The 23,182-nt window shown below is 58.9% G+C and carries 33 protein-coding genes and 1 pseudogene; 7 read left to right on the top strand and 27 right to left on the bottom strand.

Annotation, left to right across the window (positions count from 1 at the left end; all coding sequences use genetic code 11):
* Positions 1-69 precede the first annotated feature (69 nt).
* From G5575_RS15810 to G5575_RS15750, 13 genes are all read right to left on the bottom strand, one after another.
* Positions 70-513, bottom strand: coding sequence for a hypothetical protein (locus G5575_RS15810; RefSeq protein WP_164535184.1), 444 nt, complete (start codon positions 511-513; stop codon positions 70-72).
* 95 nt (positions 514-608) lie between these two features.
* Positions 609-872, bottom strand: a complete 264-nt coding sequence (locus tag G5575_RS15805) for a hypothetical protein (RefSeq protein ID WP_164535183.1) — start codon at positions 870-872, stop codon at positions 609-611.
* Positions 873-886: 14 nt separating this feature from the next.
* Complete coding sequence (locus tag G5575_RS15800) at positions 887-1,945, bottom strand: phage tail tube protein (RefSeq protein ID WP_164535182.1); 1,059 nt, start codon at positions 1,943-1,945, stop codon at positions 887-889.
* A gap of 199 nt (positions 1,946-2,144) precedes the next feature.
* On the bottom strand, positions 2,145-2,600 hold the full coding sequence (locus G5575_RS15795) for a hypothetical protein (RefSeq protein WP_164535181.1): 456 nt from the start codon (positions 2,598-2,600) through the stop codon (positions 2,145-2,147).
* The gene (locus tag G5575_RS15790; protein ID WP_164535180.1) at positions 2,600-3,148 is read right to left on the bottom strand and encodes a hypothetical protein; all 549 of its coding nucleotides are present in this window, start codon (positions 3,146-3,148) and stop codon (positions 2,600-2,602) included. Before G5575_RS15790 ends, G5575_RS15795 begins: the two co-directional genes overlap by 1 nt.
* Before the next feature lie 44 nt (positions 3,149-3,192).
* The gene (locus G5575_RS15785; RefSeq protein WP_164535179.1) at positions 3,193-3,510 is read right to left on the bottom strand and encodes a hypothetical protein; all 318 of its coding nucleotides are present in this window, start codon (positions 3,508-3,510) and stop codon (positions 3,193-3,195) included.
* Positions 3,507-4,124, bottom strand: a complete 618-nt coding sequence (locus tag G5575_RS15780; RefSeq protein WP_164535178.1) for a head-tail connector protein — start codon at positions 4,122-4,124, stop codon at positions 3,507-3,509. Before G5575_RS15780 ends, G5575_RS15785 begins: the two co-directional genes overlap by 4 nt.
* 24 nt (positions 4,125-4,148) lie before the next feature.
* The gene (locus tag G5575_RS15775; RefSeq protein ID WP_164535177.1) at positions 4,149-4,418 is read right to left on the bottom strand and encodes a hypothetical protein; all 270 of its coding nucleotides are present in this window, start codon (positions 4,416-4,418) and stop codon (positions 4,149-4,151) included.
* 53 nt (positions 4,419-4,471) lie between these two features.
* Positions 4,472-5,725 (bottom strand): phage major capsid protein, encoded by a 1,254-nt coding sequence (locus G5575_RS15770; protein WP_164535176.1) that lies wholly within the window; start codon positions 5,723-5,725, stop codon positions 4,472-4,474.
* A 13-nt stretch (positions 5,726-5,738) separates the two neighbouring features.
* A complete protein-coding gene (locus tag G5575_RS15765; RefSeq protein WP_164535175.1) occupies positions 5,739-6,692 on the bottom strand; it encodes a head maturation protease, ClpP-related in 954 nt (317 codons plus the stop codon).
* Positions 6,685-8,007, bottom strand: a complete 1,323-nt coding sequence (locus tag G5575_RS15760) for a phage portal protein (RefSeq protein ID WP_164535174.1) — start codon at positions 8,005-8,007, stop codon at positions 6,685-6,687. Before G5575_RS15760 ends, G5575_RS15765 begins: the two co-directional genes overlap by 8 nt.
* A gap of 2 nt (positions 8,008-8,009) precedes the next feature.
* Positions 8,010-9,827 (bottom strand): terminase large subunit, encoded by a 1,818-nt coding sequence (locus G5575_RS15755; RefSeq protein WP_164535173.1) that lies wholly within the window; start codon positions 9,825-9,827, stop codon positions 8,010-8,012.
* Positions 9,796-10,233: a P27 family phage terminase small subunit gene (locus G5575_RS15750; RefSeq protein ID WP_164535172.1), complete on the bottom strand. Its 438-nt coding sequence runs from the start codon at positions 10,231-10,233 to the stop codon at positions 9,796-9,798. The genes G5575_RS15755 and G5575_RS15750 overlap by 32 nt, the downstream gene beginning before the upstream one ends.
* A gap of 55 nt (positions 10,234-10,288) precedes the next feature.
* Between G5575_RS15750 and G5575_RS15745 the strand changes: the two genes are divergently transcribed.
* Positions 10,289-10,501: a hypothetical protein gene (locus tag G5575_RS15745; RefSeq protein WP_164535171.1), complete on the top strand. Its 213-nt coding sequence runs from the start codon at positions 10,289-10,291 to the stop codon at positions 10,499-10,501.
* A 135-nt stretch (positions 10,502-10,636) separates the two neighbouring features.
* On the opposite strand, the gene G5575_RS15740 is transcribed toward G5575_RS15745, so the two are convergent.
* Both G5575_RS15740 and G5575_RS15735 read right to left on the bottom strand, forming a co-directional pair.
* A complete protein-coding gene (locus G5575_RS15740; protein ID WP_164535170.1) occupies positions 10,637-10,996 on the bottom strand; it encodes an HNH endonuclease signature motif containing protein in 360 nt (119 codons plus the stop codon).
* Positions 10,996-11,319, bottom strand: a complete 324-nt coding sequence (locus G5575_RS15735) for a hypothetical protein (RefSeq protein ID WP_164535169.1) — start codon at positions 11,317-11,319, stop codon at positions 10,996-10,998. The genes G5575_RS15740 and G5575_RS15735 overlap by 1 nt, the downstream gene beginning before the upstream one ends.
* Before the next feature lie 56 nt (positions 11,320-11,375).
* Here G5575_RS15735 and G5575_RS15730 point away from each other — a divergent pair, with 56 nt between their 5' ends.
* On the top strand, positions 11,376-11,663 hold the full coding sequence (locus G5575_RS15730; RefSeq protein WP_164535168.1) for a hypothetical protein: 288 nt from the start codon (positions 11,376-11,378) through the stop codon (positions 11,661-11,663).
* A gap of 293 nt (positions 11,664-11,956) precedes the next feature.
* Here G5575_RS15730 and G5575_RS15725 read toward each other — a convergent pair whose 3' ends face one another.
* Positions 11,957-12,166 (bottom strand): hypothetical protein, encoded by a 210-nt coding sequence (locus G5575_RS15725; protein ID WP_164535167.1) that lies wholly within the window; start codon positions 12,164-12,166, stop codon positions 11,957-11,959.
* 253 nt (positions 12,167-12,419) lie between these two features.
* Here G5575_RS15725 and G5575_RS15720 point away from each other — a divergent pair, with 253 nt between their 5' ends.
* Positions 12,420-12,767 carry a response regulator gene (locus G5575_RS15720; protein WP_164535166.1) on the top strand — a complete coding sequence of 116 codons (348 nt, stop codon included), beginning with the start codon at positions 12,420-12,422 and terminating at the stop codon, positions 12,765-12,767.
* A 337-nt stretch (positions 12,768-13,104) separates the two neighbouring features.
* On the opposite strand, the gene G5575_RS22365 is transcribed toward G5575_RS15720, so the two are convergent.
* Positions 13,105-13,338 carry a DUF6894 family protein gene (locus G5575_RS22365; RefSeq protein ID WP_407924876.1) on the bottom strand — a complete coding sequence of 78 codons (234 nt, stop codon included), beginning with the start codon at positions 13,336-13,338 and terminating at the stop codon, positions 13,105-13,107.
* Between the two features lie 99 nt (positions 13,339-13,437).
* On the opposite strand from G5575_RS22365, the gene G5575_RS21270 reads away from it, so the two are divergent.
* On the top strand, positions 13,438-13,560 hold the full coding sequence (locus G5575_RS21270) for a hypothetical protein (protein WP_268904451.1): 123 nt from the start codon (positions 13,438-13,440) through the stop codon (positions 13,558-13,560).
* 388 nt (positions 13,561-13,948) lie between these two features.
* Positions 13,949-14,185 carry a hypothetical protein gene (locus G5575_RS15715; protein WP_164535165.1) on the top strand — a complete coding sequence of 79 codons (237 nt, stop codon included), beginning with the start codon at positions 13,949-13,951 and terminating at the stop codon, positions 14,183-14,185.
* 781 nt (positions 14,186-14,966) lie between these two features.
* Here G5575_RS15715 and G5575_RS15710 read toward each other — a convergent pair.
* On the bottom strand, positions 14,967-15,314 hold the full coding sequence (locus tag G5575_RS15710) for a hypothetical protein (protein WP_164535164.1): 348 nt from the start codon (positions 15,312-15,314) through the stop codon (positions 14,967-14,969).
* A 236-nt stretch (positions 15,315-15,550) separates the two neighbouring features.
* Between G5575_RS15710 and G5575_RS15705 the strand changes: the two genes are divergently transcribed.
* Positions 15,551-15,949, top strand: a complete 399-nt coding sequence (locus tag G5575_RS15705) for a hypothetical protein (protein WP_164535163.1) — start codon at positions 15,551-15,553, stop codon at positions 15,947-15,949.
* A gap of 25 nt (positions 15,950-15,974) precedes the next feature.
* Here G5575_RS15705 and G5575_RS15700 read toward each other — a convergent pair whose 3' ends face one another.
* A complete protein-coding gene (locus G5575_RS15700; RefSeq protein WP_207633195.1) occupies positions 15,975-16,742 on the bottom strand; it encodes a Crp/Fnr family transcriptional regulator in 768 nt (255 codons plus the stop codon).
* Positions 16,743-16,874: 132 nt separating this feature from the next.
* On the opposite strand from G5575_RS15700, the gene G5575_RS15695 reads away from it, so the two are divergent.
* Positions 16,875-17,150 (top strand): hypothetical protein, encoded by a 276-nt coding sequence (locus tag G5575_RS15695; protein WP_164535162.1) that lies wholly within the window; start codon positions 16,875-16,877, stop codon positions 17,148-17,150.
* An 872-nt stretch (positions 17,151-18,022) separates the two neighbouring features.
* On the opposite strand, the gene arsH is transcribed toward G5575_RS15695, so the two are convergent.
* From arsH to G5575_RS15655, 8 genes and pseudogenes are all read right to left on the bottom strand, one after another.
* The gene (gene arsH / locus G5575_RS15690) at positions 18,023-18,730 is read right to left on the bottom strand and encodes an arsenical resistance protein ArsH (RefSeq protein WP_328766351.1); all 708 of its coding nucleotides are present in this window, start codon (positions 18,728-18,730) and stop codon (positions 18,023-18,025) included.
* A complete protein-coding gene (gene arsC, locus G5575_RS15685; protein WP_164535161.1) occupies positions 18,723-19,145 on the bottom strand; it encodes an arsenate reductase (glutaredoxin) in 423 nt (140 codons plus the stop codon). The genes arsH and arsC overlap by 8 nt, the downstream gene beginning before the upstream one ends.
* A gap of 27 nt (positions 19,146-19,172) precedes the next feature.
* Entirely contained in the window at positions 19,173-20,252 is a 1,080-nt protein-coding gene (arsB, locus tag G5575_RS15680) for an ACR3 family arsenite efflux transporter (protein WP_164535160.1), read from the bottom strand.
* 34 nt (positions 20,253-20,286) lie between these two features.
* Positions 20,287-20,813: pseudogene (locus G5575_RS15675) on the bottom strand (arsenate reductase ArsC).
* Complete coding sequence (locus tag G5575_RS15670; protein ID WP_164535159.1) at positions 20,806-21,162, bottom strand: ArsR/SmtB family transcription factor; 357 nt, start codon at positions 21,160-21,162, stop codon at positions 20,806-20,808. The pseudogene G5575_RS15675 and the gene G5575_RS15670 overlap by 8 nt, the downstream one beginning before the upstream one ends.
* Positions 21,163-21,286: 124 nt before the next feature.
* Positions 21,287-21,841, bottom strand: a complete 555-nt coding sequence (locus tag G5575_RS15665; protein WP_164535158.1) for a hypothetical protein — start codon at positions 21,839-21,841, stop codon at positions 21,287-21,289.
* A complete protein-coding gene (locus tag G5575_RS15660; protein ID WP_164535157.1) occupies positions 21,838-22,638 on the bottom strand; it encodes a DUF6551 family protein in 801 nt (266 codons plus the stop codon). The genes G5575_RS15665 and G5575_RS15660 overlap by 4 nt, the downstream gene beginning before the upstream one ends.
* A complete protein-coding gene (locus tag G5575_RS15655; protein WP_164535156.1) occupies positions 22,635-23,180 on the bottom strand; it encodes a hypothetical protein in 546 nt (181 codons plus the stop codon). Before G5575_RS15655 ends, G5575_RS15660 begins: the two co-directional genes overlap by 4 nt.
* Positions 23,181-23,182: the final 2 nt, after the last annotated feature.

Genomic DNA, 23,182 nt, shown 5'->3' with positions numbered 1-23,182 from the left:
CCCGCAGACTGGTTCCGTCCTTATCCCGTGCCGATAATTGAAGTTCGCGCTCTGCGAAGTCGAGTAGAGCTAGGCGGAGCGCTTCGTAAAAGAACTGTCGGCAGCCAAGAATTCCATGGCCTGAGCAAGGAGACTGACGTTCTTGGGGTTTGCCAGCATTTCTCGGGCTTTGGCATCGGTAAACGGAACGTCAGCGCCGTCGATCCGTATGGCCGACCAGCCCAGCAGACGCTCGATGACATAATCCACATTGCCGGCGCGGACTTGGTCAGGCGTCTGCTCTTCGGCAATCCACTTGCGACCGTTGACTTGCGCTTGCTCGATCAGCCGGGTCTTGTGCAGAGTTTCCCGTGCAGTGCGGTTCGCCTGGTTAAGTGTCTTAGGATGGCTAGGCCCCGCAAACTCCCAGAGCCAGCCAGATGGCTTGCCTCCGACCATGACGTTCATTGTGGCAGTGTCGGCACTGGCAAAGTCGTCGCTCGAAAGTTCGAGTACCGTGTTTTCGGTGTTCATTTTGTCCTCTGTCGGAAGGTCACGAGCCCCGCGCCGACACGCGGGGCCCGCTGGTCGCTTGCGCGACGTTCTGGCGGCTGTTCGGGCCGATTAGATTAGGTGGTTGCAGAAGAGCCGTTGACGGCCTTCTGCGCAGCCTGCTCGGCCTTGGCGTGCTCAGGGCTGCCAGGCTCGACGCCCTTGGCAACGACGGTCACAACGGCATCCTGTTCGCTCTTGGCCGTCTCGCTGATGGAGATCGAAAGAAGGCCTTGGACAGTGGCCGGCCACTCAACGTGGAGGCCGGTTTTCTGAGCGACGACAATAGCGTCATGAAGCGCAGCGGCCGCATCGCGGACCGCCTTTTCGTTCTTGGACATGATTGCTCCTGAGGTTAAGTGGCTGAAGTCTGGAACTTGAGCGTGGTGCGGTCGAAAGCACCGCCGCGCTGATCGGCGCCGGTGAGCAGCGAGAACGTCTGCGTGCGACCATTGTCGGTGCCGATCTCGCCCTTGGTGGCGCTGCCCAAGGTGAGGTTGCCGAGATAGAAAGAGCAGAAGTCGGCAGCGCCGGTTTCCTGCTCTTCGAACAGCAGGTGCAGGCTCAACTCGGTTTCGTTGAGATATTGCTGGGAGCGCGACACGTCTTGCTTGAGAGCCGTGATCGAGCCCTCGACCGTGCCTGTGTTGGTGAAGACTTCGGGCGTTACAACGGAGCCGACCACGGGAACGCCGGAGGCATTGAGGTTGAGGTTGAGGTCGAGCGAAGTGATGTCGAGCACATCGCCGGAGCCGACGCGGATCTTCGCTTCGACAGCGGTCATTGCGATCGAGGTGAACTCAGCCGGCGCCGCGTAATATGGCGACTGGGCACCCGTCATAACCTGCATGTCGCGCCCGACCAGGTCGAACGTCACGACGCACATGCCATTGGGCTGCATTTGGAGCTGCATGCCGCCGACACGGACACCGGTGAACACTTCCGAGCCGTCGATATCGGCCTCATGCTCTTCGAAGGTGAAGGAGCGCGCGACAAGGCCCTGCAGCAGTTTCTTTGGGCGGCTGATACCGAATGCCGTATCGGCGGCGCCTACAGCGGTCAGCGTTTCCGCCACCGTGATCGTGCTGGCCGTGAGCCCGGTGACGCGAAGGTTGCGGTCGTTGTTTTCAGCCGCGGAGTGACCGGTAAGGCGAATGACATCGCCGACCCGCAGTCCGGCGGCAATCCAGGAGCCGGCTGAAGCGACAATGGTGCTGGTCGTTGTGGTGATGCTGGTCAGCCCAGCAGTTGCCTCGGTGATGCTCAGCGTCGGCGCAAAAGTGCCGCGGAACGCCGCCTCGATCAGCTCGTCGAAAGTGCCAAGGCTCAGGTCGCCGACATACTGCCCCGATACCGAACGCGAACCGTGCCGTCCGCGGCTGGCAAGGCCGTCGCGACGAATTTCATTCGACATGATCGGCTCTTTGGCAAGCGTCAGCTGGCCCAAGTTCGGACGAAAAGCCTTGCCCCCGTGTTGCCGGCTAGAGTGCCGAAAGTGGTTTCGGGCTTGTAGGACACCGCAACATTGCGGCCGGACTGGAATGCCATGCTGGGCACCTTTCATGAAAAAGCCCGCCGAAGCGGGCCGAGTGAACGATTGCGGGAAACGAGGTTTAGCCGAGATGCCAATATTCAAACGGCACGCTCATCGTGATGCGAAACCAGTTGCCATTGTCATCGCCCGATCCGCCACCATCGATCCGGGGCGCCCAGGTGCGGACATAGCAGCCAGGGGTTTCGCGATAGAAGACTGCGCCACGGAAGAGTTCACCGATGGCCGTCGCATGCTGACTAGCCATCTGGTCACCAGAACCGGTTGGCACAAACACGTGGACGTAGATAAAGCCCTCGTCGACCCAGATTTGCTGACCCGGCGACCCTGCCCCACGCATCGCCGAGCGGGTCGCTTCGACCTCGAGCAACACCCAGGCGTCCGAAGCAAAACCGTCTGCATCGACCGGCGGCCACTCGCCCTCGGGCTTCTCATTCTGGAAGGCGATCGGCGTTGCAGTCCAAAGATCGACCAGCCGTTGACGAATAGCGGCTTTGGCACCAGCGAAGTCAGCCATCAGCGCCCCCTGATCCGCAGTGCAGGATAGCGATTGCCTGCCTTGTTGCCCTTGCGCCCGCCGGTCGTGATCTTGCCAAGGACGCCCTGATAAACGAAGTCGATCCGCGCCTGATTGCCGAAGCGAGATCGAAGCAAGGCTTCAGCCTGCTCATATATGCGCTCGGTACCAGGCACGCGCATCGTCATCGTTCCCAGCTCGATCTTGCGCGCGTAGGGCAATGTGTTGGTGATGATGATGTCGCTCGTACCATCCCAATCGGCGAGGTTTGAAGCACTTGCGCCATTGACGAAGAGCATATGTGCCGACCGATACTCGCCCGAAAGAACCGGCGAGAGGTCAAACAGTGTGTCCATGGCGGCGCGCACGACTTCGTCCAGCCGATTGTAGCGATACCGAATCTCACCGCCGATCGAGACGCGCTCTTCCGGCGCCCCACGCTGCCCGTCAACGATGCGCGTGAACCGCTGCGGCTTGGGGTCAGCCTGCATCACACGCGCATGCTCGCGCTTAGCCAGGTCGACCAGAGCCTTATGCGTTTCGGCCAAGGTAGCTCGCGCAGCTGCCCGGAAAATCTGCACCGCGCCGGCCATCAGCCGCGAACCACCAGGTTGAGCCTGACCAGAACGTCGCCGATCCGAACACTCTCGACAGATTGAACGGTCGCAGCGCTGCCAGCGATGCTGATCTTATCCTGCGCCTCAGGGACACCAAAACTGCCAAGTCCGGACGGCGAAACGACGACCTGACGGTCACCCTGTTGAAGCAATCCCGCAATCTCGCTCGCTTTGAAGCCGCGCACAAAAGCCTGCGTCTCGTGCGGTCCCGTGGTCCCGCGCTTCAATTTGACAGTTTGACCATGCTCGGCAATTTGCTTGTCAAGCATTGCGATGGCTTCGGCCGGCGTCATATCCGAGGAACCTTGAGGCCAGACAGCAGCCGATTGGCGGTATCATGGATGATGGCGCCAGCCTGCTCGGAGACCGTGTAGGACCGGGCTCCAACACCTTCGACGTCTTCAGACCGCAGGAACAGGTTCTCCGCGCTAAGCGCTTTCATGTGCTGCACCGACATGATGACCGCCTGCTTGACGCGCGCCGGCACCTTATCGACCCACTTGGTGGCGTCGTTCGTGTCGCGCACGCCATAGCCGGCCCAGTAGCGAACGTGGCGCTGACGATAGCCCGGCGAGTTCAGCCAAGACGTTATCCCGACGTCGCTGTCACGCAACCAGTATGTTCCGGATTGAAGAGCAGTCAGGACGCCACCATGATCCTCGATCGAGACGCTTTCGACTTCAAGAACAGGCCCAATCGGTAGCGAGAACTGCGCTCGATAAGGGACCGCCGAATACTCCAGCAGCTGCGGCGCCAGGCAGCGACCCAGCCAGCCGGTATAGCCGTCGAGTTCTTCGACCGCCGCCTCGATCATGCGTACAATCGCCGGGTCGTCTGACGGGTGAGAGCCAGCAATGTCGGCCGGCGTGACGAAAGGCGCGGGCGGGGTAATGACCTTGATGCTCATGGCTTCACTCCGCCCGGTGCCAGGTTACTTGTCGTCTGACTTTGCAGCCTGGTCGCTAGTTGTATGGGAGTAGCCCAGTGCCTTTTCGACCGCTTCCTGGCCGGTAATGGTCGGATCGTTGAAGTCGATACGGTTCTGGTCAACCGAAGTGCCGGAACGCGGATTGTCGTCAACGGCAGGGTGAGCCGGATCAACATCGGAAACGATCTGAATGGGAGCGCCCGAAGGGTCGAAGTTGGTTGCGCCAGAGATATTTGCCGGGGCCGCGCCAGTCTGCTTGGTAGTGTTCGCCATAATGGCCTCCAAAATGAACGGGATGGGAGCGGGCCGGAGCCCGCTGCCCGAGTTTAGGCTGCGACCTTGAGCGCGCGCATGGGCTCAGGGTTGTACACGCCGCCACCGACGCGCTTCGTGGTGTAGAAGTGCACGAAGGGTTTGTTGGTAAAGGGGTCGCGCAGCACGCGGATACCGACGCGGTCCACCACCAGGTAGGTGGCGTCCATGTCGCCGTAGAGCGCGGCAATGTTGCCGGCCGCCACGTTCGGCATATCGTTGACCTCGACGAGTGGGACGCCGGCGAGGGTCGACGGCTGGCCGGCCTGGTATGACGGCTGCCACAGGTAGTTGCCCTGCCCGTCCTTGAGCTTGCGCATCGCGCCGATGCTCAAGCGGTTCGAGTACAGCTTGGCATTGCCGGCATATTCTCCCGGCAAGTCGTAGAACAGGCTGATGAACCCGTCCGAGGTCAGCGCAGCAGCGGCACCAGAATTGACGACCGAAATGGCGCCCCAGGGATGCTTGGCGGCATTTGCGGCACCGGTGACATAGGTGAGGATGCCGAAGGGCTTGTTGACGCCGTCGCCGCCGACAAAGGCAATGCCTTCCTGACGAGCGAACTCGGTGTCCACTTCGTCAGCCAACCACTGCTCGAGGTCAACGGCGGAATCGTCGAGCATCTGCTGGGAAATCGCCGGGTTAGCGTAGATTTCACCAGGGATAAAGTCGAGCTGGCCCAGCTGCGGCGTGGACGTTGCCGGACGCGAGGCGGTTTCACCGACCCAGCCGGAGCCGACCGCACGATCGGTGAACAGCTTCTTGAAGCCGGCCGTGGTGATCGACTGCACGCGTGCATTGGCGCGGATCGGCGAGATGCGCTTGAGCTTGCCCGTGATGGTGCGGTCCCACTCGATCGGAGCGAGATAGCCACCGTCGGCATCGGTGCCCTTGGTCATCGCGGCGCTGACGTCGCCCTTGCGCATGTGGGCCTTGAAAGCCTTCACATATTCCGGGTCAGCCGGCATATCGCCGATGACGTTGCCGATGTTCGCCGCGGCGATCTTGGCGTTGATGTCGTCGATCGCCGTCTGGTAGTTGTCGATGGCGGCATTGATCTGGTCGACCTTGGCATTGATCAGCGCGTCGGCCTTGCCATTCAGCTTTTCATCGTTGGCCTTCTTGAACTCGTCGAACGCGTTCTGGATGGCAGCGATCATGGCCTTGGGGTCGTTGGCGTCAGCGCGCGGCATGACGGTGACAGCGCGCGGCACAGGGGCGAGCGCCGTCGAACTCGCCAGCATGGCGAGCGCGGAAGAGTGCTTCATCTGAAGCTCCTGTTCAGGTGTTTTGGAAAGAGGCGAGAAGCCCGGCAAGGCCGGTGTAGTCATCGGCATCGTCAGCGCCTGGCGTGACGGTGTCGACCGCATCAGTGGCAGCGCCGGGCGTGCCCTTGATCTTGTTGATGCTGGCGCGCGCATCGGTGCGCGACTTGCCAGCAGAAACCAGTGTGAGCTCCATGGCGCGAAGCTCATTGACCCGGCGATCTTCGGCCTTGGCCGGCTCGTCCTGGGTCATTGTGTCAGAAGGCAGCAGCGCATCGGCAAAGCCGCGCTCGATTGCCATGGATCCGGACATGAACGTCTCGTCGTCCATCCATTTGGCAATAGCCTTGGCATCCTGCTTGGTGCGCGCGGCGTAGACGTCGACGAGTGCAGTATCGAACGGCTCCAGCCATTCGGCCACTTCGCGCATGTCATGCCGGTTGCCGGCGCTGACCACCCAAGTGTTGTGGATCATGATGAAGGATGCGGCGCCGATCTCAATCGTGTCGCCGGCCATGGCGATGATCGAGGCAGCGGAGGCGGCCATGCCCATCACCTTGACCGTAATCGGCTCGGGATGCTCGCGCAGAACATTGTAAATGGCGATCCCTTCAAAGACGTCGCCACCTGGTGAGTTGATCTGGACCTCGATAGGGCGCGGACCAATTGCGCGCAACTGAGCAGCGACCTTCTTGGCCGTGACGCCGCCGCCGGTCCAGTAATCCTCGCCAATGGCATCGAACATCGTGATAATGTTGTCGCCGGTGGCAATGGCGCGAACGCCTGCAGCATCCTCCGACCACTTTTCCATCACCTGCGGCGTCGTGAAGGCGTGCACCTGGCGATTGGCTGGCACTGGAAGGGCAGCGGGCCGAGCCATGTTCTGGGGCTTGGTGGTGGCTCCGCGAGGCGGCCGGGCCACCGAAGATCCGGCCACGATCGCTGCGGGTTTTGGCTGGGGCTTATTCATCGTCTTCTTCCTCGCTCTTTCCCTTTTTCGGGGCAGGCTTGGCTTCCGGTTCGGGCTCATCGAGAGCGGGCCCGCCGTTGTGCCCCATCATCGGGTGCGGCGGTGCATCGCGAACTTCCATGTCCATCGTGTCGCGGATTTCGTCGGTGTAGATCCACGGCTGATGCCCGCCGGCGCCGCTTGCTTTCGCGAAGTAGTCGGCCTGGTCCTTGAGGGAGCCGCGCAACAATGCACCGGGGTTGAACTTGGCCTCGTAGAGATCTGCTTCTTCATCGGTAAGCAGCGAGCGCTCGATGGCCTGCTGCCAAGCCTCAAACCATGGGTTCAAGGCATAGGCGACGAAGAACTGGCCCAGCGCTTCAATGCCCGAGCCCCAGCTGGTCTCGTCGACCATCAGGAGCGGGCGCGGCACGCCGGAGATGCGTCCAATTTCCTCGATCTGAAGCTTGCGCAGCTCGTTCATCTGCGCGTCTTTTGCGGATGAGCCGACAGCCTTGTATTCGGTTTCGCCTTCCAGGAGCGGCGTGTTGCCGGCGTTGTCGGCGCCGGAGTGGCGGTCGGACCATGACTTCTTGAGGCGGTCGAAAGCCTCTTGGCTCAGTTCGCCCTTGGTCACCAGCACGCCGTCGACGAAAGCGCCGTTCTTGAAAATGCGACCAGCAGCTAGTTCCGCGCTCAAGGCCAGCCCGATCGCCTCTTTGGCCTGCTCGACCAGCGAGAAGCCATGCAGGCCATCGAGCGACATACCGCGCAGATGGAAAATGTCCCGAGCCTGGTAGACGATTTTGGCGCCGGTTTTTGGCTGGTATTTGTAGACCACCGACCAGTCGTTGAGCTGCTCGACTTCCATGCGCTTGGGATCAAGCGGCACGAGGCGCAGGAGCTTGTCCTTGCCGCTGCGAAGATCCCGCGAGCGGATGATCAGCGCGAAAGCGTCTTTATGGACCAGTGCCCGCAGCTGCATCAGGGCCCGAAAGTCGAAGGCGCTTTGCCAGTCGTTCGGCTGGCGATGCAGAAGGCGATGAAGCGGGTGATCGACGGCCTTTTTTTTGGTCGCCTTCACCATCAAATTGAGCGGCAACATGCCGATGGAGTTCGAGATCAGGCTGCAAGCCCGAAACATTGCTGGATTGCGGAGAGCCGTCTCTGGGTTCACGGTGAACCCGGATGCCGTCATCATGCCGTCCCGCAAGAACTCGATAACGCGTGGGTCAGTGGTCGACAGAAACATGCCGCTGTCGCCATAGGCAGCCTGTGGCGCCGATCGGGCGCTGCTACCGCGCGCACCCATGCCGAACAATTCGCGAAGGCCCATTGTCAGACCATCCGCATGCCGCGGCGCTCATACGGTGAGCCCTTGGCATCAGCCATTTCGTTGGTCGCTGCGCCGACGGCCATCGCGATCGTTACCATGCCGTCAATCCTTCCACGGGAGCGCTCCTTGTCGAAAGCGCGGTTCTCTTGGCCGTCACTGACGACACATGCATTTGCTGCGCAGCTATAGGTCACCGGCGAAGCGTCGATGGTGATGGACTTCTCAAGGATGCGGTCTTCCAGCCGCTCGATCGAGCGCGGCATGGTCAACTGCTTGTCTTCGAACCTGACCAGCTTGCCCTGGGCGTGGCTGACGAGTTTCAGGCCCTTGCCCGCAGGCTCGTCCGAGCCTCTGAAGCGCCAGACCGGAAAGCCGATTTCCTCACATGCGGTGATGAAGTCGGCCATGCCGGCAGGATCGAACGCGAGGAACTCGACGGCATGGGTCGCGCAGATTTCCTGCACCTTCGCCGCTACGAAAGTCTTGTCGATCACCGCGCCATCGACAGCATTGAGGCAGGTCGCCGGGTCCAACGCCCATTTGTCATAGGGCGCCATGTCAGCGCGGGCCCGGTCCTCAATGCCGACCTTAGTCGTCCAGTACCAGGTCTTGACCTGCAGCTTGCCGTGCCGGTCGATCCAGCAGCACGATAGCGCCGTGAGGTCGTTTTTCTTCGACAAGTCCAGCGCAAGCCAGCACTTGAAGCCCTTAAGCTTCAACTCGTCGACTTTCCCCTGAACCGCCGACCAGGCTTCCTCGGCAATCCAGAAGTCGGTTGATCCGACCGGAATGCCGAAGTAGAGCCGTTTCACCGACAGCGCCGTCGAGAGCAGCTGCTTGGCCGTGTTGACGCGGCCTTGGATATTCTCCAGCGGGAACGTCACTCCCAGCGCCGGCAGCGCCTTGGTCCACACCTCGGGCTTGTCAAAGACCTCTTCGCGGTCAGCCTTGTCGACCCGGGCGATGAAGCTGAAAGCCTCGTCGTCGTAGAACTCGCCCTTGGCGACCCGCTGGTAAAACTCGGAATATTCAGTACCGACGATCTGGTTGGACGCCGGCGTGTTCGTGCCAAGCAGCATCAGGGCATCGCCCGGCATCTTGGCGATAGCTTCCTTCCAAAGCTCGATCGACGTGTTCGTCTTGAACTCGTGGATCTCGTCGGCCGCGACCAGCGTCGGCTTCGGGCCAGACACCGCCTCGCCGTTTGCCAGCGCTTGGAATAGCGCGTCGTGCTCGGGAAACTCGATCTTCCAGGCGTTGTCGCCTTCGCCGCGGATCAGCACGTCGCCGCGGGTCAGCATGCTGTCGCCGTCTTCATGCCCTGGCGTCGTTGCCCGGCACATGGCGACCGCGTCCTTGAAGAGCACGTTCGCGGTATTTTTGTCCTGGCCAATGGCGAAGGCCTTGGCACGCTGGATGCCATAGAAGCCCGTCATGTAGATGCCGATCGCCGCCATTAACGGCGACTTGGCCTGACCCTTGCCGGTCTCGATCCAGCCGGACCGAAAGCGCATGCGCCCCGATTCCCTTCGCCAGCCGAATAGCGAGCCCGCGACGAACCGGTGATACGGCAACGGGTGGAAGGGCTGGCCGACCTTGGCGCCCTCGGTGATCGATAGCATGGCCGGCAGGAACCGCAGGACGCGGTTCGAATGATCGGATGACCAGTACAGGCCACGCTGCTTCCCGTCCTTCAGATCGCGCAGGTGGCGCTCGGCAGCGGCAGCCACCAAATCGCCGACGACGAACTTGCCTGCGACCGCGTCTTGCGCCCAGGCTGTTGCCGGATCAGCCGGCGCCTTTCTTGCTCGTGAATTCATCGGATGCGCGAACCACCGTCTTCTTGCGCTCCGCCACCGTGGCCGCCGAACGGCGCCGCGGCGAGAGACCAAACTCCGCTTCCAGGACGGCCGCGTCCGACGCCAGCTCGCGCATGGCAGCGAAGTGCGGCGACGTGCGCGCTATTGCCTTCGGGTTGCCGCGCTTCGGCTTGGTCACCGCGCCGTGCTCGGCGACTTCGCGCAGGCTGCGATCGTAGAGGACGTAGGCGACGACCAGGCGCTGCAGCGCGTGCACGTTGCCTGCCGCTAGAAGCTTCCGATCGCGCAATTCGGTGGTGACCCGGCGCCAGTGTTCGGTCACCGCGCCTATCTCGAGCTCGTCGTTGAACAAGCTTTCCCAGTCGGGCTGCTCGACGATGCTGCCAGTGTCCTCAACCAGTTTCATTGCTGCCTGCTCAAACTCCGTTTAGCGTCGGCACAGCACAGTGCGGAGCTTGGAAATGACGATCATCATCTACCTTGGGGTAGCAGCGGCTGGGCTGGGCCTGATGGCTGCAGCGTTTTGGCTCAAGGCCAGTTACGCCGGATCCGTTGACGAGAAGATGGAATGGGTTTCGCTCGCGGCTCTTTACAGCGCCATCGCCGGGGTGACCGCAGTGGGCACCGCAATGATCGTCGCTATGCCGTTCATTCTTTTCCAGCTCGTTCGTTGAAACACATCACCCCCTAAAGGGGTGGCCCCAACTTTTATTTCTGAATTTGCTCTCAGTGCGAACGCTTGCCCCAGCCGGTCCGCCCCCTAAGGCGCCTTAGACTTTCGACACCCCCGCCCCCTGCCTCGACCTTAGTCAGAGGTTCCAGGGATGAGCGCCCACCGGCCGACCATTAATGTCAACGGCGCCGGTCATTCGACCATGCTCTTCGCGCTGCTTGATGATGTCGTGATGGTCGGGACAAAGGGGCTGCCAGTTTGACCTATCCCAGAACAACCGCTGATCATTCTTGTGCGCGATGATGTGGTCGACCACGAGGTGCATTCGCCATGGGTTCGTCTCCAACGTCCCATCAAGGTGCATAGTGCCTGGGTTGAGCAGCCCAGTCTTCTCGCACTCTCGGCAGAACTGGTTGTCCGGTTCAGCAAGGAAGGCCGCGCGAGCCTTGTCCCAGGCGGCGGTGTACCCACGCTTGCGGGCACTTGTCCGTGTCATCAGGCTGCCTGCTGTGGTGCGTGATCTTCCTCAGCTGATCGACAATGGAAGGTGGTGTTCACGGCATAAAGCTGGCGCCGGTTCTGCACCCGATCGCCACCGTGGCGCTCCAGTGCATCAATCATCATCTGCCGGTGCGGCTGCCAGCGATCGAAGTCGCCGTTGCATAGGTCGTGCAGAAGATCCATCGCGTCCGTCCAAGCTTCGCGAAAGTCCTGCTGGTTGGTCGTGTACCTGCCGTGAAAGCCAAGGGTAGCGCCCTCTAGCCGACGCTTCACCTCGGCAACCAGCTCGTCATTGGGGCAGGCATGGAGATCGAGCATTTGACCTCCAAAGGCCTTAGAGTGGTAAGTTCTCACCGGCCCGGACAGAGAAAAAGATGCAATTTCCCAGAAGCAGAGCAGAGGCTGAGGGCACTAAGCACGAGGCGCTTTGGCAAACCCCGCCGCATTGGCCCGATCATGTAAGGCTTGTGCCCATCGCCGACTACGACAAGTGGGGGCTGGATGGATCGAACCAGCTGTATTGGGACGGCGTCCCAGTTTTGACCCGAAATACCATTCGCTTGGAAGGCTGGACGCTGTTCTTCGCCGCTGCGGCAACTATGGCGACCGCCGTATCGGCTCTTTGGCCAATAACCCTGCATTTCCACTGGTTCGGCTGGTAAGGCGCATAAAAAAAAGCCCGCCGAAGCGAGCCGTGTTTCCAATGCGTGAAGCATCAGCATGCCTGATATATGCGCTTCATTGCCCCGCTTCGTCAACTGTCGACTATGGGCTGGGAAGCTGACATTCGGCATTTGGAGCCATCGGGCTGTTAAACAAGCGCTTGGGCTTTGCAACAGCCTTCTAATCGATTTGCCAGTCGGCTCTGGCGCAGATTCCTTGAATCTTAGACGAATTTATATTCAACAATGCATCACAGATCCCTCCGCACGTGCAAAGATTCATCTGCATTGTCTTAGTGCGGTAATTTTGGATCATCTTGCGAACTTAACAGGTATAGGTCGATGAGCGCCTTTGCCCGCTCCAAACAGACGGCCTCTCCCTTTTCCAGCGTGGCCGAAACCTTCGTTGGTAATGGTGCAGAAGATGACTGCTCCATAATCTCTGCCGACAATTCGCTGTCGCCCAGAAAAACGATGACATGCCCTCGATAGAACGCCAGCATTGCAGTTCCTCAAAGGATGCTGCGCTACTAAGCAACCGCGAGGCGAGTGGTTTCAAATTATGTAAATTGGTTTGGGCGGAACGAAACCGCCGTTGCGCAGGTTCACGAGAGCGAGAAGAAACTGCCCAGCCAAAGCGCTGGGCTTTTTTCTACGCCGCCTTGCCGTCGATACTTGCGGCTTTTAAGCGCTCACTGCACATGTGATGCATCGTTAAGCGTGGTGTCGTGTTCGCCTCCTACATTAGGAGGTCGCATGACCGAGAGTTTTAGCGTCCTCATTGTCGAAGATAATGCGTTGATAGCCGCACATATGGTTTGCATCGTTGAGGACGCCGGCGGCACGGTTTTGGGGCCAGCCAAAAGCGCAGCATCAGCACTGCTGCTTATTGATGCCTTCGAACCGCCGGACGCAGCCTTGCTGGACATCAACATCACCGATGGGCTCGTTTATCCGGTAGCAACACGACTTACGGAAATTGGGTGTCGCTTCGCGTTCGTTTCCGCCGTGCGCCCTATGCACATTCCTTCACAATTCGAAGGGATCGAAATCCTGTCTAAACCTGCTGACACCAAAGCTGTCACAGAGTGGCTGCTGAATTAGCGATGCATTGTTAACATTGGAAAGCTGCCTAAGCGCCTTCGTCAGCGGACAATACACCTAGAACCAAGCCAAACGGGCTCATAAATCTGTGTCACGGCTATTGGCTCTTCGAAGGTAGCGGCGCTTGCCGCGTTCAATATGCTCGCCAGTTTTGCGAGGGTGCCGATTTCGTTAGACAGAATTTGCTCTTTGCACTGTCTCGCTTCAAGCAGGAGTTTAGCAGCGCGCTCATAGTGTGGCAGCAAATCAGTCACGACAAACCGCCTAAGCATTAACTACCAAGCGGTAGCGCTCGGCAAAGGTATACGGCGCGCAACTCTGGCTGGTTCACATAGCCTTAGCCAGAAACGATGTTTCCGGACAGAGTGAGCGTGCAAACGTGCCGTCCTCCCTCCTGTTCTACGCGCATTTGCCAGGAAGAGTTGTCGAAGAGATTGGCACCCATATCCCCGGCTATCGCTATGAAAGCCGAAATACCTTCGGATTTTGCTTTGCCGTCATCAGCTAGCACCACTCCAACCGTGTCTCGATTGTTACTGCCGTCGTTTAGGTGGAAGAAGTAGCGAGGCATCATCGTAGCGTTTCGATCATAAAGAACGCCAATGAGCCGAACCCGAAAAGGTGTCAGACCTTGTCATGCAATAATCATTAGGGTCACATGGAACAGCATGTGACCATCATTGCTAATGCCCTCTTAGGGTCAATGAATATCCCATGGCGTCAAAGTCGTCATCGTTACGAGGATTCCGGCGACGAAGAAGAGGCCGACGATGAGATATGCATCGAAGAATAGGTCGGGTCGATAATGTCGGCCTACGCGGTAGACTGCATACCCTAGCAGAGCGTAAATCGCGATCTGCAGGGCAAAGCCGAGGTACATGATATCCACTTCGCCACTAACGCCTCTTTGTGGCTAAGCGCAAACGCAGATGGACCTGCACTGATATTAATCAGTCAAATCAGTTTGCCGCATGGGTGGTGCTGGTTCGAGCGATGGTGTCCTAGTCAAAAATGTCACCTCAGCGCCCAACGAAAGAGGAGGCTCTAGCCGGTGAAAAGCTGAGGCTTCCTCTTTAAAACTGCCGGCAGTGGTAGGTGCGCGAGTGCCAACACTTGTTCTAATCGACAAAGGCTGCAGACGATCATCGCTACAAGTGATAGCATGCTCGCCTGGAGCCCTGATGACCGACGCGCCACTACAGGAATTTCAAGTCGAGTCCTTCAACACCGACCCGGAAGGGCGTTCACAGCAGTCCGATGTCTGCATGGTCTTTGCGCATAGCCCAAAGGCAGCAGCCATGAAGGCACTGAGCGAGGACCTGCACGAGATCGGCAACGTACGTCGGCTCCGGGCTCGAGTTACGGGCGTGGATGCCGTCGGGCGAAAACGAGTGACCGCACTATACAGCCAGCTCTGACTAACTTGTAGAATTGCTACTCAGGCGTATGTCGCTCTTCATACGACCGAGGTTTTCCAGTTTTGTTGGGACCGGCAACTCTGTTGCAATAGCTCGTCGTAACTTTCGCTCTTTCGTTCAGCCGTCATTGAACTCGTCCGTTTTTGGAGCTCGAGCGATGTTAAGCGCGACCATGCCTATGCCTTATTGGGTACACTCGTCTCGATATACCAAGCGCGCTCGCTTTCACAAACACGACGGAATTTTTTGCAATTCTGGAATTGGCATGATGCGAAGACCAGCATTTCCAGGAGGTCAGGTGCTCTGGTCGAGTTACGCTTCACTGGCAGAGGCGAGAGCCTTCATTGCCAGTCTGCCGTACCAAGACAAGGGCGACTGCAAAGCCTGCTTGGGCCCAAACGCGACGAAAGCTTAAATAGTGAAGCCGGGTAAAACACCCTTGGAGCGAGCCTTCGAACTGGCGCGACACGGGTCGTGCAGAACCATCACGGACGTCAAAAAGTCTTGTTGGCCGAAGGGTATGCCATCGAACAGATCGATGGACCTGCCCTTATCCGTCAGTTGAAGAAAGAGCTTCAAGGACGACTTAACGTGACTTCTTCGACCAAACTTTGAGGACCGCTAGCCCAATCACTCTTAGGAGTAAGAATGACGACTCCGAGTAAGACAAGCAGCAGCAGCAAGGCCAAGACCCGGCGCCGCACTAATTTAGCATGCGGGCGGTACATCTTAGGTGGGCCTTATGATTTCTTGTTTGGCAGCGGGAACCGAGTGCTGCGGCCTAGAAGAAGCGTTCCGGGTTTACCCAACGATACTGAACGGGGTTGAAAAGCTTGTCCCGCTTTGTGCCGCTGATCCTGAGATCGTCAACCCAAACTTTTATTCCCACTCGCTGCTCTTCTGGAATGTTCGCCAGAACCCATTTCCGCATGTCGCCAAAGCTTTCAAAGTGCATCTCGGACTGCTTACCCGCCGAGCCGGAATGCCCGCCCGTTTTTGGTGCGAGGTAGGTTATGACAATTTCCATGATGATCTGGCAGCGCGTCAAACGCAGCTCTCCTAAAGACCCCTTTATCACACCTCGTAAGCTTCTCCTAACTGTTGCCGGACATTGGGTCAGGGCGGCCACCGAGTGGCCTCTACTTTCCAGCCTGAGGCCACATAGGCCCAAGGCTAGCAGCCAGGGGTGGAAAGCAGACAATCTGGTCATAGATCGATCCCGATCCAAACGGACATCTGTCCTATTTGGATATTCGAGAATAGGTACGATCAGCTCTGAGAAATATGATTTTTCGCCAACAGAAACATAGATCAATGTTTTCGGTGGTGAGATGTGCATCCTGTTGCCCAGCGGAGAACAGATCCATGCGTCTCACAGATGAAGAATTGCGCCAGCGCGCCACGCTACAAATAGAAGCTACCAGGTTTGCTATGTTCTTCTTCTCTTGGAGCGTTGTGCATGGCCGATGTCCCGATACTTCCGAGATTCCAGCAAACGGCGACATGGAAATCGCCGTGCGCGAAGCCGTCAGACATGTCATCGTCGATCACCCAGCGACCTTGGACGATTTCCGCATTCATTTCGAAAATACCGCCCGAGCAACTCAGGCCAATTACTTCTGGTATCCGGCGATAATTTGGGGCTTCGCTGACGATGAGGTGCGGAACCTCGTAGCTGAGGAGCTTGGGTTCAGATTGCCCGATACGTGGCTTCCTGAGGATGAAGAGTTACCGGCGTCAATGCTCAGTAAAAGATCAGCATAGGTGTTTTAACCTAGCAGCCGCCGTACTAGGCGACCTGCCGCAGCCGCCTGTGCAGGTAATTCTCGTCGAACCCAGCCATCCGAATAAGCTTTTCCGGATCCTCGATATGAAGAACACCTCTTTCGATTGTCATCGCTCCACTTTCGCGCAACACCTTTAGAACCCGATTGAGGTGCACCGTGGTCATGCCCAGCGAGTCAGCCAACAAGGCTTGCGAAAGCGGGAGGGCCAACCTGTCCAAAGCGTCTATAAGACCGATGTTTCGAGCTCGCATGTAGAGCTCGCACATCAGATGCGACACTCGCTCAAGGCTGCTGCGTCGGCCCATGCTAGTGATCCAGGCGCGCATCGTGCCCTCATCGATTAGCTGAGACAGGTACATCGCTTTAGCGATGCCTCTGTTGCTGTCAAGGATGATGTCCATTTCAACACGGTCGACGGTGGCGACCAGAGCTGGCGTGATGGCCTGAATACTGTGGTCCATCTCCGCAAGGAGACCGATGTGGAGGTCGCAACTGTCGCCTGGCATCAGATAGGCCAAAACCTGGCGAGTGCCATTCGGTAAGATCTTGTACCGACATGCCCAGCCTTCCAATACGACAAACACTGGCCCAGGCCGATCGCCTTCCCGGATGAGGTCGATCCGTCTTGCAAATTTGCGCGGGTTAGCTGTGGCCTTGGCTAGCACCTTTACTTCATCGGGAGAAAGCGGACTGAAGCCGTGCAGTTTGTCGATGAAGCGATTGCCCATGCTGCACCATTTCACATCATCGGAAACAATAATATTGTTCAAAGTTATTGTCTGAAGTTGATATGGGTAATATCTTTGTCACCTTGTCTAAGCTACGGTCGCGACATCGTCGGCCCAAGTTTAGGCTCCGGCGGCTGGGGGCATTGCACCCTCGCCTGGTCCAGGAGCGTGACAATGAGCGAGTTGCCAACAAGTAACGATAACCGACCATCCATGGCTGATGCGCATGGGCGGGCTGCCCTCTTGATGACTGAGAGCTTGCTTCATAGTCTTATCGCTAAGTCGATCATCTCTGTGGCTGAAGCCGTGGAGGTTGTTGAGACAGTGATTTCGGTTGAAAAAGATGCCATTGCCGATGTTGGTGATTCCGACGGGACCATCAGGAAGTCCTTGGCACTTCTCCAGAAAATCAGCACAAGTTTGAGCCATGATCTCAACGTACCGACCTGAAGCCACTCTTACGGATCCAGGCCAAGCCCGCTAAAACTGCTGGTATATATTGATCTAGAACAATAACTTCAAACTACACAGTCCTGGATGTCCCTCGCAGCGACTGTGGCGGAAGCCGCTATGATCCGATCGTAGCGGCTTTCGCTTGAGCAAAGTTATCGCCGCCACGTCGAACCGACTAAATCGAAACGTTCTCATCGATTGCCTACAGGGGCTGCTGCCTGACGGATGGAAGCTCAAACGGCTAACCGGCGACTAAACGCGGCAGCTAGTCTGGCTTCTTCTTGTTCGGATCAGGAGGTGTCTCACCCACCTCCGACACCGGCGTTGCGTCGGCATCGCTTCCTGGCTCGACGTCCTTCAGGTCTGGGCTGGCTTCCGGATTTTCGTTTTTTTGTCATCAGTCATGTTGGCCTCCTTGGATATAGACCAACCGTTGCCGCTCGCCAGCGTTGCATCAGTCCTTCTGCAGGCTATTGCCGATCGTCACCAAATGCTGGGACGAACCATGAGATCGACCTCCTAACAGTAACAATTAAGTGGCCTACAGGCGCGGCGAAGATGAACAGGGCAACCGGCAAGCTGGGTTTTCGATCAGCACGGTGACGAGTTCTCATCGGGTACGAAGTCTTCATCGTGCCCACTTGAGCGAGGTCTGGTGTTCTCTATCGAGCGGACAGGCCAAAGATGTTGCATAGATGTTCAATAATTGGGGGTCCGCTTTCGAAATTGGCCCGCAGCTTCCGCTACGACCGAAATGGGGTCGAGAGCAGACCGGCACCTCAGGGGTGGTTTTCAGCCGGGCGGCTTTGGGCTTCATCACCACGAAAGCAGCCGTCTCGTACTGACGAATGCCAGCGTAATTACACCATCTAGATTGACTTGAGGCTGACTCGCTCTTCGAGTTTGGCAACCACTTCCTTACGCTCGCTGTAGCGGGAGGTCAGGTAGCCGGAAACGCCGCGGTTGATCAGCGTGAACTTCACCAGTTCCTCCATGACGTCTACGACCCTATCGTAATAGGATGACGGCTTCATGCGGCCGTTGTCGTCAAACTCCTGGAAGGCCTTGGCCACCGAGGACTGGTTCGGGATGGTCAGCATCCGCATCCAACGCCCGAGGATGCGCATCTGGTTGACGGCGTTGAACGATTGCGATCCGCCCGACACCTGCATGACCGCCAGGGTCCGACCCTGCGTAGGTCGGATGGCACCGCCCGGGAGAGGTATCCAGTCGATCTGGGTTTTCATTACTGCCGACATGGCGCCGTGCCGCTCCGGCGAGGTCCACACCTGGCCTTCCGACCACAACATGGCCTCTCGCAGCTCCTGCACCTTGGGGTGAGTGTCGGGGGCGTCGTTGGGCAACGGCAGCCCATTGGCATGGAAGATGCGGACCTCGGCGCCGAATGCCTCAAGGAGCCGTTGCGCCTCGAAGGTGAGGAAGCGGCTGTACGAGCGCTGCCGGAGCGATCCGTACAGCATGAGGATGCGCGGCTTGTGGTCCAGGGCCGGAGCGACCAGTTGGCCGAGATTCGGAACTTGAAAGGCAGCATTGATAATGTTGGGTAGATCAGACACGCCGCTTCCCTTCGGCGTCGATGATGATCTCGCCGTCTTCCTTGGTGAACGGGCCGATGTTGGGATTCTCCAGGATGTCGAGCACGACTTCGGACGGACGGCACAGACGCGTGCCCACCGGGGTCTCCACGAAGGGACGATTTAGCAGGATCGGGTGCGCCTCGATGGCGTCGAGCAGGTCGTCGTCGCTCTTGGCCGGATCGGCAAGACCGAGTTCATCGAATGGCGTGTCCTTCTTGCGAATGGCATCACGAAGCGGAATGCCCGCGGCGGATACGAGCTCGACAATGCGCTCGCGGCTTGGCGGAGCCTGGAGGTATTCGACGACGGTAGGCTCGACGCCGGACTGGCGGATCATCGACAGCGTATTGCGAGATGTGCCGCAGTTGGGGTTGTGGTAGATGGTGACGGTCATATCGGTGTCCTTGGTGAAGTCGGCGGCCTACGCCTGTCTGTCGCCGACGATCCGACCGGAAGCGGGGAAATGTTGGCGTCCCAGCCACAGGGCCAGGTGCACCAGGACGACGAGGACAGGCACCTCCACGAGCGGCCCGATGACCGCGGCGAAGGCAACAGGCGACGCCAGTCCGAAAGCAGCGATGGCTACGGCGATAGCCAACTCGAAGTTGTTGCCGGCAGCCGTGAACGCGATTGCTGTCGAACGCGGATAGTCCTTGGCGATCCATTTGCCCATGAAGAAGCTCACGGTGAACTGGATCAGGAAGTAGATGGTGAGGGGAACGGCGATGAGCAGTGCATCGAACGGCAGGCGCACCACGTCACCACCTTTCAGGCTAAACATCGCCACAATGGTGAAGAGCAGGGCTAGTAGTGTGATTGGGCTGATCTTGGGCAGAAAAACCTGTTCGTACCAATCGTTGCCCTTGCCCCGAATCAGGAATTGGCGCGTCAGGAAGCCGGCGAGAAACGGAATGCCGAGATAGATCAGCACCGCTTCCGTGATGGTCCAGAAGCCGACGTCGATCACACTGCCCTCTAGCCCGAACAGCGGCGGCAGCGCGGTCAAGAACAGCCAGGCATAGGTAGAAAAGAACAGGATCTGGAAGATCGAGTTAAAAGCGACCAGCCCGGCGACATACTGGTTCGAACCACCAGCAAGCTTATTCCAGACCAGCACCATAGCGATGCAGCGCGCCAGGCCGATCAGGATCAAACCCGTCATGTATTCCGGATAGTCGCGTAGGAAGATCACCGCCAGCAGGAACATCAGCACCGGGCCGATGATCCAGTTCTGGACCAAGGATAGGGCCAGCACCCGCTTATCGGCGAACACCTCGTGCAGGGCTCCGTACTTCACCTTCGCCAAAGGCGGGTACATCATAAGGATCAGACCGATGGCGATCGGGATGTTGGTCGAGCCGACCGACATGGAATTCAAGGCTTCGGGCAAGCCGGGGATTATTGAGCCCAAGACTACGCCGATGGCCATGGCAGCAAAGATCCACACCGTAAGATAGCGGTCGAGGAAGGACAGGCGCGCTGGCGCTGCGGTGACGGTCATTAGAAATCCGATTTGCTGGAAAGAGCGGCGCCGCTCAGGCGACCTTGGACGACTTGGTTGTTGTCCCGTCCATCGCGCCGATGCCTTCGAGCTTCGAGTTGAGCGCCATGCGGTCGATGCTGGCGATCGGCAGATTGATGAAGGCGCCGATCCGGTTGCGGAGATAGCGCAGTGCGTCTTCGAAGGCGGCCCGCTGCTTGAACTCCGGTCCTTCAACGGCGGCTGGATCCTCGATGCCCCAATGGGCGGTCATCGGCTGTCCCGGCCAAACCGGACAGGCTTCTCCGGCGGCGTTGTCACAGACCGTGAAAATAAAATCTATCTTCGGCGCGCCCGGCACCGCGAACTCGTCCCAGGCCTTTGAGCGCAGGCCTTCCGTTGAGATGCCAACTTTTGCCAATGCTTCCAGCGTCATCGGATGCACCGCTCCCCGGGTGTCGACCCCGCGGAATATGCTCTGAAGCGCCCTTGCCCGACGTGATTGAGGATCGCTTCGCCTAGGATAGAACGGGCGGAATTACCGGTGCAGAGAAACAGGACGTTGTAGGCGCGGTCAGACATGGCGGGCAACCTTTGGCGGGCAACATGGGGTGAATTCGGCGACGAGCGGCTCGCATAGCTCCGGGCGCCCGCCGCAGCATTCCTGCACCAGGAAACTCGTGATCTCGCGGACACGCTCGACGACGGCGCGGTAGACGATGGACCTGCTGTGGCGTTCAGACTCGATCAGGCCGGCACGTGTCAAAATCGCGAGGTGCGACGACATCGTGTTCTGCGGCACTTCGAGTTGGCGCGCGATCTCGCCGGCTGCCAAGCCTTCAGGTTCATGCTCCATCAGGAGACGAAACGTGTCCAAGCGTGTCGGTTGCGATAGCGCCGCGAACACTTCGATAGCGTGATATGATTCCATATATCGAAGATTATGGATTTATTTGTTGGTGTCAAGATGCAGTTGCTCTGACGCCATCGGGTGGATGGCAGCTTTCAGGGTTTAGATGCAACAGCCCAAGTGACCGAAAGGGGGTCGAAAGCGGTCACTTCGGCTTAGTTGATGACAGCCCGAAGTGCACTGCCAGCCGATCCAGCGCGTCGAGCAACTCGCGCGTTACGCGGGTGCGCGCACGCGAGGACTTGCCGGCCACCGTCGATATGGCCTGATCGTGCACCACCACCCGCTCGACTAGGCTAGACTGCAGCAGACCCAGGAACTGCACCGCGTCGCGATATTGCCGACGCGCGTCATCGCCATACTCGGCGCTGGCATCTTGCTGTGGCCCTGAGGTGTCCACGCGCTGCTTGGTGTAGTCGGTCGCCTTCGCTCCGCCGATCTGCGATCGATCGAACAGCATCCGAAATTTGGCCGCCGCAGCCTCCTGCGGCTCGGTGCGGTCCTTGATGCGCGCCAGCCCGCCGATCAACTCGATCATGCTGATGGCCGCACCCGTTTTGCCGACGTTGTCACCGGCTTTGGTCTGGCGCTGATGGAAATACTCAGCATCGGTCATTGATGGATCCGGCACTAAGCGCACTTCGACTTGACGAGGATCGTTCCACCGCGGTGCAATTTGCACACTTTGCAATTTGCTCATGCTGCCTTCCTCTTCTTTCGGGACTTGCGAAACCAGACCGATGCCAGCGCTCGGGCGGCCGGCATGCGATGCGTTTTTGCAAAAGCCTTGGCGTCTATACCCATCTGCTCGTCATCACCGGCCATGGCTTCGGTCAATGCCTCAGGCTCGACGTCTTCTCGGAACTCGTCGTCGGTCATCAGCAACTCGCATGCTCTGATGTGCTCGCCCTTGATCGGCGCGAGGTCAGCCTTTGCCAGAACCTCGAGCACCTGCCGGGCCCGGATCACGCCGCGCGTGTCGACCAAGGCGCGCAGCGCGCTGACAGCGACCGTTTGCCCCGGCTTGTAGTCGATGGTCGCATAGCGCTGGATCGTGACGCCTGCGCGATTCACCACCTGACTGATCGTCAGCGCATCTTCATCCTCCGCAGCAAGCTCTGCCCAGTAGCGGTCCAGCGCCGAGATGTTCTTCCGGTCTCGGTTAAGCGCGATGAAGTTTGCCGCTTCTGCCTTTGCGCCCGACACTGCGACGATGATCGCCGGCACCACCGACACCATCGGGTGCTGCTTCGCCGCCTCGAGCCGATGCTGGCCGTCGGTGCAGTGGTATCGGCCATCGCCTGCCGGGGCGACTACTATGGCGCCGAAGCTGGCCCACTCGAACCCGCGCAGGATCTTCGCAACGCGAGGCCGATCAAGGCCACGTTGATAGGCAGGGTCGATATCGATGAGGCTCTTGTCTAGCCAGTCGATGACGGGGAGCTCGCCCGGGTCGGTGAACGGCTCCTCACGCGTATGCGCGTGCAAGGGTGTCATGCTGGCGCCCCCTGCCCCATGTCGTGCCGATCGTCGTCGGCGCTGTTGAAGGTCGAAAGGATGAGGCCGAGCCGAGCCATATTCGCCAGACGCTGCGCCTCATCGATTGGCGGCGGCAACGCGACCTGTTCGGCCTGGGCAACCTCTTCCGGCAGAAAGAACCAGCCACGCTTGCCGTGACGCTGGCAACTGACCAGATTGCTGTCGTCCTTAGCGGTCTCCATCTTGCGCCAAAGCTCGCTATCGTGCTCGACGAAGACTCGCGCTGCCTCATAGGCTTCAACCTTCAGCACGCCCTCGGCGAGCTCGCACTGCTCGGCTAAGGCCGGCGCAGAAGGGGCGAAATCGGGGTTCTTCCGGTCTGGCACTTTGCCCTTTATGAACAAGCGACAGGCGCGATCAATGGCAGCGAGTGAATAGTCGTCGACGGCATAGAGGTATGCCATCGCGCTATCTTCGCTGATGGTCGATTGTGAGGATGGGAAAGCTTTGAGCATCATCCCGATCATCGTCGTTGCTTGGGCGGCTTCGTGCTGGTTCATGG

Source organism: Devosia aurantiaca (assembly GCF_011058215.1).
Lineage (GTDB): Bacteria > Pseudomonadota > Alphaproteobacteria > Rhizobiales > Devosiaceae > Devosia > Devosia aurantiaca.
Note: the sequence above shows the minus strand (reverse complement) of the source record. Positions and strands in the feature narration are given on the sequence as shown.

What these genes read in the sequence shown, in the direction of transcription:
- G5575_RS15810 (WP_164535184.1), bottom strand. Translation starts at nt 513, where the DNA reads ATGAACACCGAAAACACGGTACTCGAACTTTCGAGCGACGACTTTGCC.
- G5575_RS15805 (WP_164535183.1), bottom strand. Translation starts at nt 872, where the DNA reads ATGTCCAAGAACGAAAAGGCGGTCCGCGATGCGGCCGCTGCGCTTCAT.
- G5575_RS15800 (WP_164535182.1), bottom strand. Translation starts at nt 1,945, where the DNA reads ATGTCGAATGAAATTCGTCGCGACGGCCTTGCCAGCCGCGGACGGCAC.
- G5575_RS15795 (WP_164535181.1), bottom strand. Translation starts at nt 2,600, where the DNA reads ATGGCTGACTTCGCTGGTGCCAAAGCCGCTATTCGTCAACGGCTGGTC.
- G5575_RS15785 (WP_164535179.1), bottom strand. Translation starts at nt 3,510, where the DNA reads ATGACGCCGGCCGAAGCCATCGCAATGCTTGACAAGCAAATTGCCGAG.
- G5575_RS15780 (WP_164535178.1), bottom strand. Translation starts at nt 4,124, where the DNA reads ATGAGCATCAAGGTCATTACCCCGCCCGCGCCTTTCGTCACGCCGGCC.
- G5575_RS15775 (WP_164535177.1), bottom strand. Translation starts at nt 4,418, where the DNA reads ATGGCGAACACTACCAAGCAGACTGGCGCGGCCCCGGCAAATATCTCT.
- G5575_RS15770 (WP_164535176.1), bottom strand. Translation starts at nt 5,725, where the DNA reads ATGAAGCACTCTTCCGCGCTCGCCATGCTGGCGAGTTCGACGGCGCTC.
- G5575_RS15765 (WP_164535175.1), bottom strand. Translation starts at nt 6,692, where the DNA reads ATGAATAAGCCCCAGCCAAAACCCGCAGCGATCGTGGCCGGATCTTCG.
- G5575_RS15760 (WP_164535174.1), bottom strand. Translation starts at nt 8,007, where the DNA reads ATGGGCCTTCGCGAATTGTTCGGCATGGGTGCGCGCGGTAGCAGCGCC.
- G5575_RS15755 (WP_164535173.1), bottom strand. Translation starts at nt 9,827, where the DNA reads ATGAATTCACGAGCAAGAAAGGCGCCGGCTGATCCGGCAACAGCCTGG.
- G5575_RS15750 (WP_164535172.1), bottom strand. Translation starts at nt 10,233, where the DNA reads ATGAAACTGGTTGAGGACACTGGCAGCATCGTCGAGCAGCCCGACTGG.
- G5575_RS15745 (WP_164535171.1), top strand. Translation starts at nt 10,289, where the DNA reads ATGACGATCATCATCTACCTTGGGGTAGCAGCGGCTGGGCTGGGCCTG.
- G5575_RS15740 (WP_164535170.1), bottom strand. Translation starts at nt 10,996, where the DNA reads ATGACACGGACAAGTGCCCGCAAGCGTGGGTACACCGCCGCCTGGGAC.
- G5575_RS15735 (WP_164535169.1), bottom strand. Translation starts at nt 11,319, where the DNA reads ATGCTCGATCTCCATGCCTGCCCCAATGACGAGCTGGTTGCCGAGGTG.
- G5575_RS15730 (WP_164535168.1), top strand. Translation starts at nt 11,376, where the DNA reads ATGCAATTTCCCAGAAGCAGAGCAGAGGCTGAGGGCACTAAGCACGAG.
- G5575_RS15725 (WP_164535167.1), bottom strand. Translation starts at nt 12,166, where the DNA reads ATGCTGGCGTTCTATCGAGGGCATGTCATCGTTTTTCTGGGCGACAGC.
- G5575_RS15720 (WP_164535166.1), top strand. Translation starts at nt 12,420, where the DNA reads ATGACCGAGAGTTTTAGCGTCCTCATTGTCGAAGATAATGCGTTGATA.
- G5575_RS22365 (WP_407924876.1), bottom strand. Translation starts at nt 13,338, where the DNA reads ATGCCTCGCTACTTCTTCCACCTAAACGACGGCAGTAACAATCGAGAC.
- G5575_RS15715 (WP_164535165.1), top strand. Translation starts at nt 13,949, where the DNA reads ATGACCGACGCGCCACTACAGGAATTTCAAGTCGAGTCCTTCAACACC.
- G5575_RS15705 (WP_164535163.1), top strand. Translation starts at nt 15,551, where the DNA reads ATGCGTCTCACAGATGAAGAATTGCGCCAGCGCGCCACGCTACAAATA.
- G5575_RS15695 (WP_164535162.1), top strand. Translation starts at nt 16,875, where the DNA reads ATGAGCGAGTTGCCAACAAGTAACGATAACCGACCATCCATGGCTGAT.
- arsC (WP_164535161.1), bottom strand. Translation starts at nt 19,145, where the DNA reads ATGACCGTCACCATCTACCACAACCCCAACTGCGGCACATCTCGCAAT.
- arsB (WP_164535160.1), bottom strand. Translation starts at nt 20,252, where the DNA reads ATGACCGTCACCGCAGCGCCAGCGCGCCTGTCCTTCCTCGACCGCTAT.
- G5575_RS15670 (WP_164535159.1), bottom strand. Translation starts at nt 21,162, where the DNA reads ATGGAATCATATCACGCTATCGAAGTGTTCGCGGCGCTATCGCAACCG.
- G5575_RS15665 (WP_164535158.1), bottom strand. Translation starts at nt 21,841, where the DNA reads ATGAGCAAATTGCAAAGTGTGCAAATTGCACCGCGGTGGAACGATCCT.
- G5575_RS15660 (WP_164535157.1), bottom strand. Translation starts at nt 22,638, where the DNA reads ATGACACCCTTGCACGCGCATACGCGTGAGGAGCCGTTCACCGACCCG.
- G5575_RS15655 (WP_164535156.1), bottom strand. Translation starts at nt 23,180, where the DNA reads ATGAACCAGCACGAAGCCGCCCAAGCAACGACGATGATCGGGATGATG.